This is a genomic window from Photobacterium galatheae (assembly GCF_000695255.1).
Taxonomy (GTDB): domain Bacteria; phylum Pseudomonadota; class Gammaproteobacteria; order Enterobacterales; family Vibrionaceae; genus Photobacterium; species Photobacterium galatheae.
Genome location: NZ_JMIB01000028.1, coordinates 104929 through 122718, shown reverse-complemented (window position 1 = coordinate 122718; position 17790 = coordinate 104929). Strand labels below are relative to the sequence as shown.

Here is a 17790-nt window from a genome sequence, read left to right as displayed (position 1 = left end):
GGCACGAGATGAAAGTCATCCGCCGAGTCATTCCCCCCCCCCTCATTTTCCGCGTCGTTCTTCCTCAAAAGTCACTGGCTCCCCGCCTTCGCGGGGATGACAAAAAGGCGCAATTTTCCTCTCCCTAAGCCGCCTGATCTTTTAAAGGTGAACAAAAGACAACTCAAATTTACGAGAGAAACTTGTTTCATTCAGCACGCCAGGACTTCCATAAGTTCGAATAGATCCCGTCTTGCTCAAGCAACCTTTCATGAACACCATCTTCGACAATCTTACCTTCCGCCATCACTAAAACACGAGTGTGCTCAGAAATAACATCAAGCTTATGCGCAATCACAATGACGGTTTTTTCCTTCAAAATAGAAAAAACACTTTCTTCCAGCTCACCCTTGCTTTGAATATCAAGTGCTGCAAAAGATTCGTCAAAAATAATGATGTCCGGGTTCGCCACGATAGCCCGCGCAAGTGTAATCTGCTGTTTTTGCCCTGTCGTGAGGTAAACATCATCGGTTTCAATCATTGCATCCAGACCACCGCAAAGATCAAATGCCCAATGAGCACCTACTAATTGCAATGCATCCCACATGTGTTGGTCATCTGTGGGGGTCTCAGTAAATGAGAGGTTTTCACGGAGCGTCGCCGCAAAAACATAAGTCTCCTGCGTGATCAGAATGACTTTCTTCCTCAGGCACGTGAGTTCCAGGTCTGCTGCATTCACATGACCTAATTTTGCGTAACCGGCAGTCGGTCGTTCTATCCCTGCAATGACACGGGCAAGGGTTGATTTCCCGCTTCCGGAACTCCCGACAATCACCAGATGAGATCCAGGTGAAATGTCTAGCTTTTCAATTTGTAAAACTTCAGGCCCATTCTCGTAAGAAAAATGCATATCACGAAGTTCAATCTGTGACTGTTCTGTCGTCAATGTACGGTCATCAACAGGAATCTCAGTAAGTCCTTCAATCCGTGCAAGTGCTGCCGTTGCTGACTGAATTTCAGTCAAAGAATACATGATTCTCTCAATTGGCGCTGCGGTCCGATACGCAATCATCGCGCACGCGACCACTGCCCCCACGCTCATTCCACCTGATAGAGCCCAGAGTCCCCCTGCCACTAAAATCCCAATCACAGGAATAATATGTGCAAAATCAAGCGACGGTATAAACCAGGTTTGCAAGTTCACGATTTTTTTGAGATTGCGCCAGTGATTATCAATGGCAACAGACCCAATCTTTTGTCTCTTCTCCCCTAATTGATGAGTCATCACCGTTTGAGCGCCAGTTTCTGTTGCAGAGATTGATTCAGCAATGTCTGCCATTCCGGCACGCTCACGCGCAAACGCCGGATTGGCCTGCTTCACATAAACACGAGCCACGAAAAATAAAGGCGGAACGACACTCAACAGCAGTAATGACATCATTGGGGCAACCATGAAAGCCGCAATGACAAGTACACCCAGTTCGATGATGGCAGCAACAACGCCGGGCCCCGTATTACGGAGCACATTTGCAACAGCATTGACATCCCCTGAGGTCCGGGTAGAAATATCACCAAGACCCGCTCTTTCTATGGTGACCAGAGGGATCTGGAGTGCACGTTTCAGGGTCGTTTCCCGAAGATACGCAGCCGTTCGCTCCCCAAACCGATGGCCCATTCGGTACCCGAACCGAGACGCGAACAATTGCACAACGATACTCACCAGTAATGCAAAGCAGACAAGATCAACATCATTCACCGACCAACCAAGAGAAATGCCATCAATAATGTAGCCAAGCGCGACGGGAATAAATACCCCGGCAACCGCTGCAACCAGATAAAGCAGAACAATCCAGAAAGCGTGACGCTTTTCGCGTCCAATAAGGTAACAAAACTTGCGTCTGACTTTCGCGGTGTCTGATATTGGCAATCGATGATGCGCGATATTCGAATTATCCAAGACTGAGATTCTCCATTGCCGGGTGAGTCTGCACAGACTCTGAATTGTGCTTGAGGGTGACGTGTTTTTCGCAATCAGCATCGCGAAGGTGAATGACCGAATCCGCGTAGGACTGCCAGATCAATGAACCAGAGACCACGATCGTTGTTTTTCCTGAGCGGCTTTCTTTCATTTGCCGCGCAATCGAAAGCTCAGTCACAGCATCGAGGGCAGACGTCGGATCACAGAGCAATAAGGTCTCTGATTGACGGGCAATGGCACGTGCCAATATAAGCCGCTGTCTTTGACCACCTGAAAGGTTGAGCCCCTTATCATGAACCATCTGATCTGAGGCTGATTCGATACTGGACTGAATATCCTGGCCATTCACGGCAGCCAGCGACGCTTCATAATCACCTTGTGTTGTATTGAGTGCTTCAAGCAAAGTTCCGGAAAAAATGTAGTCTGTGTCTGAAACCAGAATGGTATCGCGTGCATCATCTGATTCAGCAAAGTCCATCAATAATTGTTTTGCAGCACTCATCTTTGCAGGCACGATGACAGTCAACTGGCCCCGGTCAACCACAATGGGGTTCCCAACGGTTTGTTCCGGCGCTTGTGATTCAGTGTTTAACGACCTATCGCCAGATAAATACCGGGAAATTCTCACAGCGGCCACCCGAATACTGACCACTGAATGCGCTGTGCCTAACAGCGAGCCAGAATACATGACAAGACCTGTCGCATAACCGAATGCAGCACTCAGCTCCCCGACGCTAATATCGCCATTGAATGTCAGCCGGGCACCCAACCAAATGATGGCAACCATATACGTCAGCGGAATTGCCTGTTGCAACGCATGGATCCAGCTACTTTGGTTTGAGAGTTTGTAAGAGTCTTCCAACAGATCCCGTGATTGCTTCTGATAACGTGCTAAGAATTTATTCTCACCGCCAATACCGCGCAGCACGCGAAGACCCCGGATCGTATCGGCTGCAAAATCCGTTGTGGTCGCCAGAGTGCCACGATAGTTTGTCCAGCGTTGCTCTAACTTCCCCAATAAAGGGCCGGCAATCACTGTCGTCGCAATCACCCCGATCGCAATTGCAATGCCGAGCCACATATGAATTTGCCACACCAGGATGACACCGAGTGTGAACGCAATCAGGTTCATGACCCCATGCCCAATAGTGGAGAATACTGAGGCAAGAACTTCGTTATCACCGGTCACAACATTGACGGTTTCTCCCATGCTGCTTGTTCGAGGGGCAACGCCAGGAAAAGAAACATTGTTATTAATACGATGATTAACTTGCCGACGCGCTCTTGCTTCCAACAACGCCATCACACGATACCCCAACGCATAAGCAATTGGATTTACTGCAGAGACAAGCGCGAGTGCTCCCCCCCAGTAAATGAGCGCATCGCGATCGAATTTCATCAGTCCATCATCAATGATTTTAGAAAGAAACCACGGAATCATCATATGGACAAAAGCGGCAATCGCCAGCAGTACAATTGCAGTGGTCATCAGAAACCAACGCGGGCCGACAACTGCACGAATCAGCCGCCAAGGTGAGCTTAAATCCCCATTAAATACGAGACTCGAATCTGTCTTTGGCTGAGAATTATTCATCAGGATTTGTTTCCACCCCTTAATAAATTGAGAACCATGGCTTGTTGTTGTGGGTCATCTCGGAATACGCCCCTCAACGTGGATGTCACCGTCGTCGACCCAGACTTTTTCACACCCCGAAACGACATACAACTGTGCTCACATTCAATCTCGACGATCACGCCTTCAGCATCTAAAGCCGCTTCAAGTGCATCGGCAATTTGGGTGGTCAGTCGTTCCTGAACCTGAGGTCTGCGGGCAAAAACCTCGACTAATCTGGCCAGCTTCGATAACCCGACAACACCGCCCTCTTTCGCCGGTAAATAGCCAATACTTGCGGTTCCCCGAAAAGGGAGCAAATGGTGTTCACAAAATGACGAAACCTCGATATTTCGCACCATCACGATATCGCGGTAGTTTTCATGAAAGACGGTGCCTAATACCTCAAAAGGATCACTCGCCAGTCCTGAGAACATCTCTTCATAGGCTTTTGCGACGCGCTTGGGGGTATCAAGCAGGCCCTCTCGTTGGGGGTCATCACCAATTGCGTAAAGAATTTCTCGAACTGCACGTTCAATACGCTCCTTATCCACGCCATTTTTCGGCGCATACACACTTGGTTTTTTCAATATTGCAGGGGTTGGGGCATCCATTTTTATTAAATCCTTTCACAATAATTTTGATAAGTCGCCGCTTCAAACTGAAGCATTGCATCCGTCGTTTGACGGGGCCGATCGATATGGGGGGAATGCCCGGCAAGCGGAATTTCAATCGTTTTCACATTGCCATTGAATGCTGCCAGAGTCTCGATATCTTCAATCGAGACAATGCCGGATACCTGACCGCGAATCATCAGTGTTGGCGTTGTGAGTGCCGTCAATCCATTGGCAATAACCGTCGCACGTTCAGCGTTGACGGAAGGAAGCCCCACCGTCTCAGCACTGTGATTCGCATCAATTAACGACCTTAATTCAATTGATCGAAGTGTATCCCCCTTCGCAAGGGGATACTCACTACCTTTTGTTGTTGCAGTCACTTCAGCCAACCGATCGTAGCTTTTCCGCTGAACATGATTCAGGTTGGGCAGAAAGTGTGCGCCGACAGGTTCAACAAGAACCACACATCGAATCTCCGGCACTTGGGCTGCGGTTAAAACCGCTAAAGGCGCACCGGCCGAGTGTCCGACAATCACAGAAGCACCTTCTTCAATCGCACGCTCAGACAGCTTCTGGCTCATTTCAGCCAGCCGATCGACGCTGCCCCGTTCCGACATGCACGTTTCTGCCATTGCACCTAAGTTTTCCGAAACCAGAGAAATCCGATCCCGGCTCAACCATCTGGCGGCTGGCTGCCAGTGCGCGGCAGATTGACGCCATCCGGGGAGCACGAGCCAGGTTCGTGGTGCGCTTATTGATTGCTGAGAACTCACAGGCTCGCCTCACTGGCCTGCGCTCGCTGAGGCGTAAAGGTCACAGCATTCTTTCGAGATTCTCTCGCCTCGACCTTCAGAACATGCACACGATGATTGGTTTGACGTTTCACTAATGCATCAACATTGTGGAAGACCCACTCTGCGGCACCTTCCATGCCCGGATGATGCATCACCCGCAAATCAATTATCTGCTTCTCTGAAAGCGCTTGAAATAGCTCAAGTTCCGGGTCGTTTTCAGCGATCACGGTTGTATGGTCAAATTGATCCTGAAGGAGCGCTCGAATCGTTTTCATCGCGCCAAAATCAATGACAAACCCTGTGTCTTTTTCTAACTCGTTACACCCGAATTCAATCGTAAAAACGCGTTCATATCCGTGCAGAAATGAACATTTCCCTTGCTGTGCCCAAGCGCGATGTGAGCATGGAAGATCATCAAACATCTTGGTGACCGTAAATCGCATCGCTTCACTTGATCCGCCTGTCTGACTTACGGATGAACTCATGACTCGATCTCCTTTCCTGAATGATGAGAAGCTTTTTTGATCACAGAGACCATTTGATCAATCGTGGCATTTTCAAACAGCGTAATTGCACTGAGAACAACATTAAATTCAACACTCAAACGGTGCGCCAGAGAAACACCGAGCAACGAGTCGCCGCCAACCGCGAAGAAATTTGATTCCGGTTGAAGTTCATCAACGCCTAAAATTTCACCCCACGCGTCTGCAACTTTTCGTGCCACTGGGTCATCCCAGGACTGAGCGTTTTTCAACACCACTTCAGTCTTCTCATGGTGGGATGAGTTCACCCACTGTGAAATTCGTTCATTAAAGTTCGCGGTTGAAATCAGAACCTGACGAGGATGTTTGGTATGCATCAGCCGCGCATAAATCTCCGCCCCTTCACTTGGACGCACGGCAATTTCTGCAACCACCCCAAAATCAGGCGATGCAAATGAAGGAGAGACAACCGATTGGTGTGGTGCGTCATCACCACGCTCTCTGAAGATCCAACCATCCCAGTTCACGGTCATCCATGGTATATCCTGGTTCCGTTGCCTTTCCGTAAAGGCATCCATGAACGCGTTTCCGGCCGTGTAAGCATAAAAACCAAGCCCGCCCAGTTGAGAAGACAATGACGACTGAGTAATGACAAAGTCCAGTTTTCGGCCTTTTAAATGCGCCGCTAATACAAGCGTACCCTGAACCTTTGGCAGTAATCGTCGAATACAGTCCTCACGGCCGGTTTCGGCAATGCTCTTAAAAGCACGCTGAGTTTCGAAAACGCCCGCAGCATGAATGACCCCATTCAGTCCGCCAAAACGCGTATCGATTTCATCTAAGAGCCGCGCTGTATCACCTGGGTCCGCAGCATCGCACTTCACTGCAAGGACCTGACCACCAAGCGCTTCCAGCTTTTTGATTTGCTCTTTTCTTTGACAAATCAGCGGATCGTCACTTGAGTCATCGCTTGGAATCGATTCTAACCCGGTTAAAACCAAACGTGCCTGACATTGTTTGACCAAAAATTCAGCCAATGTCATGCCGATACCACCCAGTCCGCCCGTAATCAGGTAGACACCTTGCTTCCGAAGACGGAGCGGCATTTCATCTTTCGGAAGGTCAGGTAACACATCCCGCTCATAGGTACGCACCCATCTTTGCTGCCTGAACAACGCAACGGCGTGATCAACCTGCATCGTACTGAGTTCGTCAAAGACGTCATCAACCAGCCGGTCTGCAGTCAGGTCAGATATATCAATCGATCGGCCAGTGATAAATGGATAATCCTGCGGGAGTACAATTGAAGCCCCTAAAAGAAGCGCTCTTTCAGGTACAGATTCAGCACTGTCCAGCGGGTGAATACCATGCGCCACAATATCCAGCTGTAATGGATGAGCGCCTTGCCGCTCGGTAATTTCCTGAAGCGCAAACAAGAGTGTGTAAAAACCTTGTTCCAGCTCTGCATTCAGGAAACTCAGCCTTGGCTCCAGGTCTGTTGGCGTTGAGGTTTCGTCACTGCACCAGAGATGTACAATGCGATCGAAAGGCGTCTGCTCAAGATTGAGTTGACCAATGATCCCTTGAATTGCCGCATCATCCTGAAATGTAAACTGTTCAATCGGTAAACAAACGCAGTCAACACCGGCAGACTCAAGCCGCGATACGAGCGACTGGCTCAACGGGTTATTTCGTGTGAACACCAGCCAGCGCTGCTCCGAAATTTCGCCCAGTTCAGGACTGCGCATTTTCAGTGTCCAACTGGGCTGATACACCCATTTCTCTATTGAGGCTTCACGCTGGACTTTTCGGTGCCCTTTTTTCACGCTCACGCTCTCATTCATCGATGACTGCGAGGCTTTGAGATATGGCTGACATTCCCAACGTCGTGCCGGGAGGCGCATCATCGATTGCGACAGCTCAGGTGTAGCTGTCTCAGAGGTTCCAATATGAATGTCGCATCCAGAAACCCACAATTGAGACAAAACACGCAGATAAGCTTTGCGAGTGTCCGACTTCTTGCCGCTTAAACTGAGCGGAATGGTTTCATTCAACGAGATAGACTCGGATGTCGCCCTGCTCAGGAAACCATCGTCACTAAAATCGATCAGCAAGATTCGCTCCGACTGAGTCAGTGTCGATAGTTTTTTACCGACCACTCTGAAATCAATCGTACTTTCTAAATGCCTTGACCAATAAGCACGATCATTTGAGCGACTGCTATTGAGCGTCGGAATCCAGTGGGACTCGACATTCGGTTCTGCTGATTGGCAAATCAAGTTAAATTGCTCAGCAGCATCAGCAAGCAAAGGCGAATGATAAGGAAGCCCCATATCCAGCTCAATAAACACAATCCCCGCTGCGCTTAAACTTTCGCGCACCTCGTTGGCACTGTCTGGATGACATGAAATCAGTGTGCGTGTTTCACCGATACGAGCAGCCGTGAATGTACGGGGCGCGAATCGTTTGATCTCTTCCGGAGAGGACGCCACCATAAACATGTGACCCTGAGGTGCCTGCGCCAACACTTCACCCCGCTTCAGCAGTACTTCAATGACCGCTTTTTCGTCCACAGCGCCACCGACTGCTGCCGCAGCGTACTCACCCAGTGAATAGCCAGCGGTATAGGCTTCAGTGACACCCCGTGCACGCAACTGGGCAACAATGGCCATTTGAACAGCCACATGCAGCGCGTGTTCAATGCCTAAAGGCAATGAGGCCTGACCTGAAATGGCTTGCGCCAGAGCCGTCCGATCCAATCCGGCGTAGGTTGCCAATTCCACCAGTTTTTCAGTGAAAACAGGTTCCCAGTTCCATAAGCCCCGCGCCAGGTTCATCAAACTTGTCCCTTGGCCAGAAAAAAGGAAAACAACCGCGTTTTTCTCAGCCACCCAGCCTTCTACCGACGCATCCGGTGCTGCGTGTAATCCACGCACAGCCGACGCAACATCAGCAGCGATCGCAGCCAATCGGTATTTTCCGTGTTCCCGGCCCTGACACAGGGTATGGGAAACCGAGCCTAAATCGATGCCTTCCTGTCTTTCGATAAAATCAGATAACGCGATGCCATTTGAAATACATGAATCAGGACTTGTCGAAGAGACCGGGAGTATCACTGCGGCATCAGTGGAACCTTGCGAGTCCTTGAAAACACGTGTTGAATTCTGCTTTAAAACGACATGGACGTTCGTTCCGCCAAAACCAAATGAACTCACACCAGCCGCTTTACGCTGATCAAAATTCAGCGCTTTTGCAGCAGGCTCAACGATAAAACCATGTTCCGCAACGGCATTCACCGGATGACTGAGGTTTGCCATTGGTGCCATTTCACCATGAGCAATGGTTTCACATGCTTTGATAAAACCGATAACACCCGCACCGACACGCAAATGTCCAAAGTTCGCTTTTGCTGAACCCAAAACGATGCCAGATTCATGCCCAAACACTGAGGCAAGGGCTTCAAGTTCACTTTGATCACCTAATAGCGTCCCTGTTCCGTGGCATTCAATAAACCCCACATCTTCAGGAGATAATTCAGCAACAGTCAGTGCCTGAGAGATAACATCGGCTTGTCGTGACGGTTTAGGGGCTGAAAATGATGCTTTGTCTGAACCATCATTGTTGGCTGCCGAGCCAGCGATTTCCGCTAAAATCGGCCACCCTTCTTTCAGGGCAGTATCAAGATCTGCCAGCAAAACCAGACCACCACCGGAACCAAAGACGGTGCCGTTCGCGGCGGAATCAAACGGGCGACATACACCGTCTGAAGACAAGATCCCACCGTCCTGGAAGAGATAACTCATGGGCTGCGGAAACTCGATATCCATCCCGCCAGCTAATGCAAGATCGGTTTCTCCATTCAGGATCGCCTGTGCGGCTGAATGTATCGCCAAAAGAGACGAGGAACATGCAGAACCCACCGCCATTGCTGGCCCGGTTAAACCCAATTTATAAGAAATACGCGTCGCAGCGTAATGTCCGTCGCCCCCCATCAATTGAGAAGTCGCATCCATGCCACTGCGTGAGTGATCCAGGGTGTGTAATAAATAACCACTCAATCCACTGGCTGCCCAAACACCAATATCATAGGGAATCTTTTTCGGGGATACGCCAGCAGATTCAAGTGCCTCAACGGCACAATGCAACAAAAGGCGCTGTTGCGGATCAATGTCTTCTGCTTCTCTGGGCGAATATTCAAAGTATTCAGCATCAAATTGCTCAAAGCCCTCCAGAAGACCATAGGCATGGACGCGATCGCTTGCGGTCGCACCCACGTTGCTTGAAGCTCTTGTCACAACATCCATGCCTTTAGAAATAATTTCCCAGAATGCATCGGCATCCTGCGCCTCTGGGACACGTAATCCGTAGCCGATCACTGCAACTTTCGATGAACTCATGTTGTACTCCATAATTATTTATTGATTACGCTGACGCACACTGCGACGTAGGGCTGCCTTATTCTGAATATCGAGTGCATTTTGTTTTCTGGGCCGCTGTTTGACTGAATGATTCAGACCCATAGAGAATTGAGAGATTTGATCTTTGATAACGGGATGATCAAAAACCAATCGAACCGGAACTTTGGTGCCGGTGATCCCTTCGAGTTGTTTGATAAAGACAACCACACCAAGAGAATCGAGACCTGTCGCAAAGACGTCCGTATCCAGGCGAACAGAATCGCCCAGTAACTGCCGCCAAATAAAAATAATTTGTTCAGATATCGGCGCTTTGGCATCAGGCGCCGTGCCTGTATTCAATTGGCTCGTATCCAACTTTCCGTTTGGAAGTTTAGGAATACTTTGAACGGTATGAACGCAAACAGGGACAGGTTGAGGAAGTATGTCTGCGATCACACGGTGAATACTTTTCAATGGATCGTTTTTACGGGGAACACAGACGACATTCAATCGACCATACATACTGCCGTCGACAGAAGTCATTTCATCATAAAATGTCGCGACTTCACTGATCCACGCTTGCGCCAATAACGCCCGTTCAATGTCATCCAGGTCAACCCATACACCAGCCAGCTTTAGGGTCCGTGATGCCCTGCCAACAACGAACAGGCCACCACCGACTGCCCACTGCCCACGGTCGCCTGTTTTAAACCTTCTCTCGGGAGACGATTTAAATTTCTCATGATGCATCACACTGTTATGCAGATAACCGGCAGCAATGGAATCTCCGGATACGATAATTTCTCCGATTGATTCCGTATCAGACGGCGGAATAAAACTGCCTTCGTCATTGAGGATTTGAACGTCAATGCCAGAGATCATTTTACCGACATAACCAGCGCGTACGGATGGCCAATTCTCAGCATCAATCACATGTGAAGTGACCTGTCCTGACGTTTCCGTCGCAGCATACGTATTGATGACAGTAGAACCACTGTCTTTTAAAACGCGAGAAGCGGCTTCCCATGAAATACGATGTGCAGGTTCACCACTCAAAATAATATGAGAAGGGATGTATTCCGGAAAGTGATCAACATAGAGATTCAACTCTGAAGGTGTTAAACAGGAAACAACGGTACTTTCTGTTTTCACGATGTCAGCAAGTGCCTTCAGGGTGAGCGGCTCTTCACGAGGCAGAATACGCAATGTCCCTTTAAACATCAGACAACCCAGAATTTCACAAATTGAATACCCAAATGTCATGGGATGCAACTGCGTCCAGATTGCATAGTCTGGGATATCTTCACGCCATTCCGTTTGCAATCCTGTAAATACCGTCTGCAAGCCACGTCGAGTCACCAGCGTTTGCTTTGCGGCACCAGAGCTTCCAGAGGTCGACATAATATATGCGGGTTCATCTTGCTTTGTAATATAGGGTGGCCAAACATATTCTGATTCAGGCTGCCAAGTATCAGCACACTCACCTACCTCAAAGGGAATGCCGTACTGTAAGGCAGTCATAATCGTTACCAATGAATCAATGGTTCGCGCACGATTTATCCGGAGCAATTTTGCGCCACCACATTGATGAATTTCATCAAAACGATCGGACATTGCCTGAGTTAATTGCGCATAGGTCAGCGCTCTTTTGCCATCTGTGACAGCAATTCGTAAATGATCTTCGGCTTCCCAATAATCTGCCAGCCCAACAAGGCTGAGAAGTGATAAATCCATATCCTAATTCTCGATGAATATAAACCGATCAATATTTTGCTAACAATTGATGAAATTTAGATAAAGCTTCGATTTCTTTGCGTTTTAACGCATCCACATCCGCGATCAATTCCAATCGATTGAGAGACGATCCTGAGAATCGTTTTTGCACCAGCGCATTCCGGATACTTTTCGTAAAATCAGCAAGATGATTGAACTCGGGCGTTAATTCTCCGATCGCAGGGATAGACTCCGAAAGCCGAACTGACCGATCCAGCATCAGGCGTTTATGCTCCCATAAAACCTGCATGTTTCTGAGATTTAAAAATTCGCCATCATTGAATTCCTGCGCAAGACTTTCCTTCAGTGGCTCGTATGTTTCCACACCGTATACAAAGTCGCGGGGAACATAACCTGCAGCAAAATGTTCAGATGTATTGAACCCGGAGAGGTATTCCTCAATCGTGCGCGTAATCAGTGAAAGATTGATTGGATATTCTTTTCGAGGGTTTGGCCTGTAAAGGACAACCCGGGAATGCGAGAGATCCTTCTGCATAGCACTCATATAGGCTGCATATATTTCTCTCTCGTGAGTCCAGACTGAGGTTAAAAGCAGATCCTTATCATAGCCATAAATCAGAAACGCATTCGCTTCTTTATCATAACCATAGATGAGCGCATCATGTACAAACTCCCATTGACGGTAAGACTCTCTTGAAGGAAAGTAGAACTCATCAAAAAAAGTATAAATATACCATCCATCACTGAGGGCTCTTTTCAGACTATCAACGATATCGCCGTCTTCGAACCATGACATCGACATCGACATGACATCCAAAAGCGGGTTCACCGAATAGTCACTCATCGTGAAGCTGAATGGTACCGGCGCATGCTCCCCTCGCGTGTCAAATTCAACCTGAATAAAATTGGAGGCGATCCAATCTCGACTGTGGTGCATCGTTTGATTCACAGCCAATGGAAACGCATAGTACTGGTAAGCAGATGCCTTGGGTACGGGTAACGGTAATTCTATTTTCATCTTTCTCATCATCCCTAAAATAAATGAAATCAATCATCTGTGGACAATAAAACGCTCACTTGCATTTTCTGGATGTATTCAAGTGTCCGCCACAGAAATGATTCAATTAACATTGCATCAGATTCGAAATCACGAAATCTACTGCATCCCCTCAATTCAACACGGCTCTTCTATTGAATACAGGTTTGTAAAAACAGGTTTGAAAATAAATTTTTAGAACAGTACACCTGCCCATCTCTGCTCGCAACGTGTGGATCACCGCAAAAGATAAGATTTTTAAAACCACAAAAAAAGATACTACTCGTCTTTATTTCAAGAAATATTTTTTTAATAAAACATTTCTTGTTTCAATAAACAGCCGCTCATGGTAACAAGCTATTTCCCGCAGTATCACTCAGTAAGATAACCGAAAAAAAACCAAAGTTGACAACACTGAGGTGCATTTTTCTCACAGTACCGCTTACCCAAGCTGACTCTTTTTTCATTGTCTTAAATTTCTTATTTGTAATCGGTGACATATCATGAGTCACCCTAAGAATAACAACAACCTCACATCAGAATATTTGAATCTTCAAATCTACAGCGCATGAAATTTATCAACTTTCAAAATATGAGTCTGCGTCTAAGTTTCCATTCTCATTTCAATAGAACCGCAGAAAAAACTGTTTATCATCCCTGAACTGGAATGAAAAATTTGTAATGGAAATAACCTTGATACAACGTCCGGACACTATCGATGCGCACCAAATGTGTCAATATCTCCACTTATAAAAAATGAAAAACACAATATATCCAACAGAAAAATGTAAATGATACAAAACACAATTTTCATATTGATGGTATGGCTTGCCAGAACTTGAAACACTGCCCGCGTTCACGGAATTCACGTGCGCCTAACGCTGATTTTTCCTGACCGATTGAACAACACTTCCTCATCGACTTCGAGAGCCTCCTCCCCGACAAACAGTGATCTTGCTTTCGTTTTTTAACTGCTTTGTCATTTCAATAAAGCGATTTCGTGATCAATCCTTCAAAAAATCTCTACATCAACCTCGCTGAGCGGTCCTCCCCTACAAAGTGTGATCTCCGCACTCATCCCCCCGACTCCTCCGTGAATCAAGGGCCTAAAGGAGGATGTTACCGCTTGATGACAGGCGCAGAATAAAACCATCCAAATCGGACGCCCTCTGTGCAAAATGTACTCGGAATTTCTTGCGCCAGTGCAGCCATTCCGCTGAGGGACGAACAAATCAGGGTGACACAGCTCTGTACCGGTCACTCTGATTGCCTGCTCAGGCCATTGTCGAAGCAGAGCAACATAATAAAAAATGTATCCATCAAGGAGTTATGCAATGAAACTGAACAAAATCTGTCTGACAGCAGCAGCCGTCTCAGCAACATTGATGTCTGCCGCAACTTATGCAGAAGTCGATTTTCATGGGTATATGCGTGCCGGTGTTGGTATCAGCGGTGAAAACGGTGCACCTTTCGCTTATGAGAAAAACAAAGTTGGCCGTTTCGGTAACGAGAATGATGTTTACGGCGAACTTGGACTGGGGAAAGAAGTCTATAACGAGAATGGAAAATCATTCTATGTCGACTCAATGCTCGCCGTTGCAACCGACGGATCAAGTGACTGGGAAAGTCTGGGTGTGAATGATGATGGGTCTGACAACATCGCACTGCGCCAGTTCAACGTTCAGGCAAAAGGTTTCATTCCGGGTGATGCAGACGCCACACTGTGGGTCGGTAAGCGTTACTACCAGCGTCACGACATCCACATTTCTGATTTCTACTACTGGGATCTCTCTGGCGCGGGTGCCGGTCTTGAAAACCTGGGCGCGGGTCTGGGTAAACTGTCCTTTGCTGTCATTCGTGATGACTCCGATGAAGTGAACGTCAATCACATTGACCTGCGTTATTCTGAGATCAAACTGTCACGCAACCTGAGCCTGGAACTGGGTCTGAACTACGCGCTGGTGAATGCGACCGATGCACAAAAAGCCACAGAAACCTTCAATGATGGTGCGATGCTCACTGGTGAACTGACTATCGGAGACTTTTTTGGCGGCTTCAACAAATCAACCATTCAGGCGGGTGCAAACGGGTATGGCGAACAAATGGCCGGTCTGGGCGCAGGTCACTACTTTAATGCAAGCTCAAATGATGACGCGCTGGGCTATCGCCTGATTAACTGGGGTGTGATTGCACCTTCAGCGTCCTGGGAAGTCGGCCATCAGCTGATTTATGCAAAAACCAGTTTTGACAACCGCGATGATCACACAATCATGAGTGCCGTGGTTCGCCCGGAATACAAATGGTCTGATAACGTGAAAACCATCGTCGAAGCGGGCTACTACGATGAAGCAAATTACAAAAATTCAGATGGTTCAATTATCGACAAGTCTGGCAGCAAGCTGACCATCGCTCAGGCATTCACTGCTGGCCCTGGCTTCTGGGCGCGTCCTGAACTGCGCTTCTACGCCAGCTACCTGTCTGACTACGATAACGATAACGCCTTTGGTACGGGCAACGACACCGAATACAACATTGGTGCTCAGGTCGAAGCCTGGTGGTAATCACCGTTTAATGTTGCCTCCAAGCAGCCAGTCTTTGTTGACTGGCTGTTCTTATTTCAGCCCTTGAGGTTTTGCATGAAGACATCTGAGTCCGAGATTACTTTAGGAGCCGACATGAGCTTAGCGCCCAAAGTGGCTTTCGGTTCAACACTCACTACAGAAGGCTGCCACTTTCGCCTGCATGGCCCCGACAGCCATTCACTGCATGTGGCATTGTTCGGCAGTGACGGCCAGATCACGGAAACACACCCGATGGTCAAGCAGCACAACGGAGACTGGTCTCTGTTCATTCCCGCGCTTCAGGCAGATACAGCTTACAGTTTTTATCAGATAGACCCGGTCAGTCAGTCGCGTCAGTGGTTGCTGGATCCACATGCACACAACGTGTTACAGCGTCACAAAATCATGCGCCGACTCTCTGAGAATGCAGACACTGAAACCGACACACCTGAATGGGTTGCACTCACAACCTGTCATCGCTTTGACTGGCAAGGCGGGACACATCCGGCAACGCCACTGGACAGCACGGTGATCAGTGAGATTCATCTCAAAGGGTTCACTTTCCTCCACCCGGATATCCCGCCCGAGCTGAGGGGCACCTATCTGGGTCTTTGCCATCCGGCAATGATTTCTTTCTTCAAGACAAACAACATCACCTGTTTGCAACTGTTGCCCATTGCGACAAAAGCAGACGAAAGCCATCTCAAGGCGAAAAGACTCTCGAATTACTGGGGATATAATCCGCTGGCATGGTCAGCACCGGACCGTCGCTTTGCCATGGAAGATCCGGTGACTGAGTGCAAAACCATGATCCGAACCCTGCACGCCCACGGGATCGAAGTGATTCTGGATGTCGTTTACAACCATACAGCTGAAGAAGGTGACGGCGGGCCGGTGTATCATTTCAAAGCGCTGGATCACCTCACTTACCTGCACAATCGAGACGGCAGTCTGAAAAACTTCACCGGCTGTGGCAATACCGTGGATCTCTGTCATCCCGCTGCACTGGACGCCGTATTACAATCGCTACGGAACTGGGTTCTGAACTATCAGGTCGATGGCTTCCGTTTTGATCTGGCCGCCACCTTGGGCCGGAAAGACGAGACGTTTTGCAGTTACGCTAAATTTTTCAATGCAATCCAAACAGATCCTGTCCTGAGTCGGGTCAAGCTGATTGCTGAACCCTGGGATATCGGTCCGAATGGTTATCAGCTGGGCCAGTTCCCGGAAGCATGGCATGAATGCAATGATACATTCCGTGATACCTGGCGAAGTTACTGGCTGCAACGCGCTACCAACACTGAAATCGCTTCCTTGCTGTTTGGCACACAGCAGCACTTCCCTTCCCGAAACTGGCCTGCAAAAATGAGCGTCAATTATATCTGTTACCACGACGGATTTACGCTTCAGGACTTAGTTTCCTACGGTGATAAACATAATCATGCCAATGGTGAAGCCAATCAGGATGGCCACCCGGATAACCGTTCGAATAACCATGGCATTGAAGGGCCAAGCGACGTTACAACTATTGTCAAAAAACGCGAGCAACAGAAACGAAACCTGATGGCCAGCCTGCTCTTCAGCTTTGGCATTCCTCACGTATTAGGTGCCGACCTTCGCTCACACAGCCAGTTGGGCAATAATAATGCTTATTGCCAGGATAACGCGATCAGTTGGATCAACTGGCAAAATACCATGCAGTCGAACAGATTCTCGTTGTATTGCCAGTCATTGCTGGCATTACGGCAAAAAATCATGCCTGCGTTCACCCAAGCACTGTCAGACTGGGAGCAGCCGGTTGAGATTCAATGGATCAATGCCCTCGGAGAAAAGCTGTCTGAACAGGCATGGGCTGAAAACGCGCCTTTTGCGTGTCTGATCCGTAAACCGGATGATGAAAGCCTGATGTATTTATTCAATTCAGATGCCTGTCCCGTTCGATTTCCCCTGCCCGATACATGCTGGACATGCCTGACAGATACTGCCGATTTACATCCTCAACTGAAAACGCTCCGACAAGCCTCCACCTATGTTCGCCCGCATTCCATGATCATCCTTCATCGAACACCGAACTAATTGCAACTGAACTTTGTTCATGGTGCTTTCACCCGTCAAGCCTGCGACCTCGTATAAACTTCAGAAAGCAGGCTTGAAACTCAGGCATGGTAATGATAATAATTATCATTATTTTATTGAGGTGTGGAGCGTTTATGGATAAAACCAGAGAGCTGTACCGGCAATATTTCCTGGCAGAAGATCGTTTTCTCAACCACCCTCTGATTCCGGGATATGAGCAGGACATCATCATTGATATGACGCAGGCGGGCATGAATCTGGCCGCTTATTACGGACAACCAACACCAGTCAAAAACCCGTTACTCCAGGAACTATTTCTGCGACGGGTCTTTTTTCATTTACTGAACACAATCGACAACCGGCATCAATCGAGAATTTTTCGCCGCATCTGTCTGGACTATTTGTACTGTCCGCTTCTGGCGCTGAAAAAATTCTACGGCGACAGCCATACCGACAAATTCCTTTCTCTGAAACACAATCTTCTACAGTTACAACATTCGTCCGGATTATAAGGAACTGCTGAC

The 17790-nt window shown here is 48.1% G+C and carries 11 protein-coding genes; 3 read left to right on the top strand and 8 right to left on the bottom strand.

Annotated elements, in window-relative coordinates; translation table 11 throughout:
• Positions 1 to 187: 187 nt before the first annotated feature.
• From EA58_RS14865 to EA58_RS14830, 8 genes are read right to left on the bottom strand one after another with little or no spacing between them, the layout of a single operon-like run.
• The gene (locus EA58_RS14865) at positions 188 to 2017 is read right to left on the bottom strand and encodes an ABC transporter ATP-binding protein (protein WP_081819699.1); all 1830 of its coding nucleotides are present in this window, start codon (positions 2015 to 2017) and stop codon (positions 188 to 190) included.
• Positions 1929 to 3551: an ABC transporter transmembrane domain-containing protein gene (locus tag EA58_RS14860; protein WP_036754427.1), complete on the bottom strand. Its 1623-nt coding sequence runs from the start codon at positions 3549 to 3551 to the stop codon at positions 1929 to 1931. The genes EA58_RS14865 and EA58_RS14860 overlap by 89 nt, the downstream gene beginning before the upstream one ends.
• A complete protein-coding gene (folE, locus tag EA58_RS14855; protein WP_081819698.1) occupies positions 3551 to 4183 on the bottom strand; it encodes a GTP cyclohydrolase I FolE in 633 nt (210 codons plus the stop codon). Before folE ends, EA58_RS14860 begins: the two co-directional genes overlap by 1 nt.
• 5 nt (positions 4184 to 4188) lie before the next feature.
• The gene (locus tag EA58_RS14850) at positions 4189 to 4959 is read right to left on the bottom strand and encodes an alpha/beta fold hydrolase (RefSeq protein ID WP_036754425.1); all 771 of its coding nucleotides are present in this window, start codon (positions 4957 to 4959) and stop codon (positions 4189 to 4191) included.
• Positions 4956 to 5465 (bottom strand): 6-carboxytetrahydropterin synthase, encoded by a 510-nt coding sequence (locus EA58_RS14845; RefSeq protein ID WP_200872188.1) that lies wholly within the window; start codon positions 5463 to 5465, stop codon positions 4956 to 4958. The genes EA58_RS14850 and EA58_RS14845 overlap by 4 nt, the downstream gene beginning before the upstream one ends.
• Positions 5462 to 9859 carry a type I polyketide synthase gene (locus EA58_RS14840; RefSeq protein WP_036754422.1) on the bottom strand — a complete coding sequence of 1466 codons (4398 nt, stop codon included), beginning with the start codon at positions 9857 to 9859 and terminating at the stop codon, positions 5462 to 5464. The genes EA58_RS14845 and EA58_RS14840 overlap by 4 nt, the downstream gene beginning before the upstream one ends.
• Before the next feature lie 18 nt (positions 9860 to 9877).
• The gene (locus EA58_RS14835) at positions 9878 to 11593 is read right to left on the bottom strand and encodes a non-ribosomal peptide synthetase (RefSeq protein WP_036754418.1); all 1716 of its coding nucleotides are present in this window, start codon (positions 11591 to 11593) and stop codon (positions 9878 to 9880) included.
• Between the two features lie 28 nt (positions 11594 to 11621).
• Positions 11622 to 12611, bottom strand: coding sequence for a hypothetical protein (locus EA58_RS14830; RefSeq protein ID WP_036754415.1), 990 nt, complete (start codon positions 12609 to 12611; stop codon positions 11622 to 11624).
• A gap of 1358 nt (positions 12612 to 13969) precedes the next feature.
• Here EA58_RS14830 and EA58_RS14825 point away from each other — a divergent pair.
• The 3 genes from EA58_RS14825 to EA58_RS14815 all read left to right on the top strand — a co-directional run bounded on the left by EA58_RS14825 (position 13970) and on the right by EA58_RS14815 (position 17778).
• Positions 13970 to 15190, top strand: coding sequence for a maltoporin (locus EA58_RS14825; RefSeq protein WP_036754490.1), 1221 nt, complete (start codon positions 13970 to 13972; stop codon positions 15188 to 15190).
• A 114-nt stretch (positions 15191 to 15304) separates the two neighbouring features.
• Positions 15305 to 17266: a glycogen debranching protein gene (locus EA58_RS14820; RefSeq protein WP_036754412.1), complete on the top strand. Its 1962-nt coding sequence runs from the start codon at positions 15305 to 15307 to the stop codon at positions 17264 to 17266.
• Between the two features lie 134 nt (positions 17267 to 17400).
• On the top strand, positions 17401 to 17778 hold the full coding sequence (locus tag EA58_RS14815; protein WP_036754409.1) for a hypothetical protein: 378 nt from the start codon (positions 17401 to 17403) through the stop codon (positions 17776 to 17778).
• Positions 17779 to 17790 lie beyond the last annotated feature (12 nt).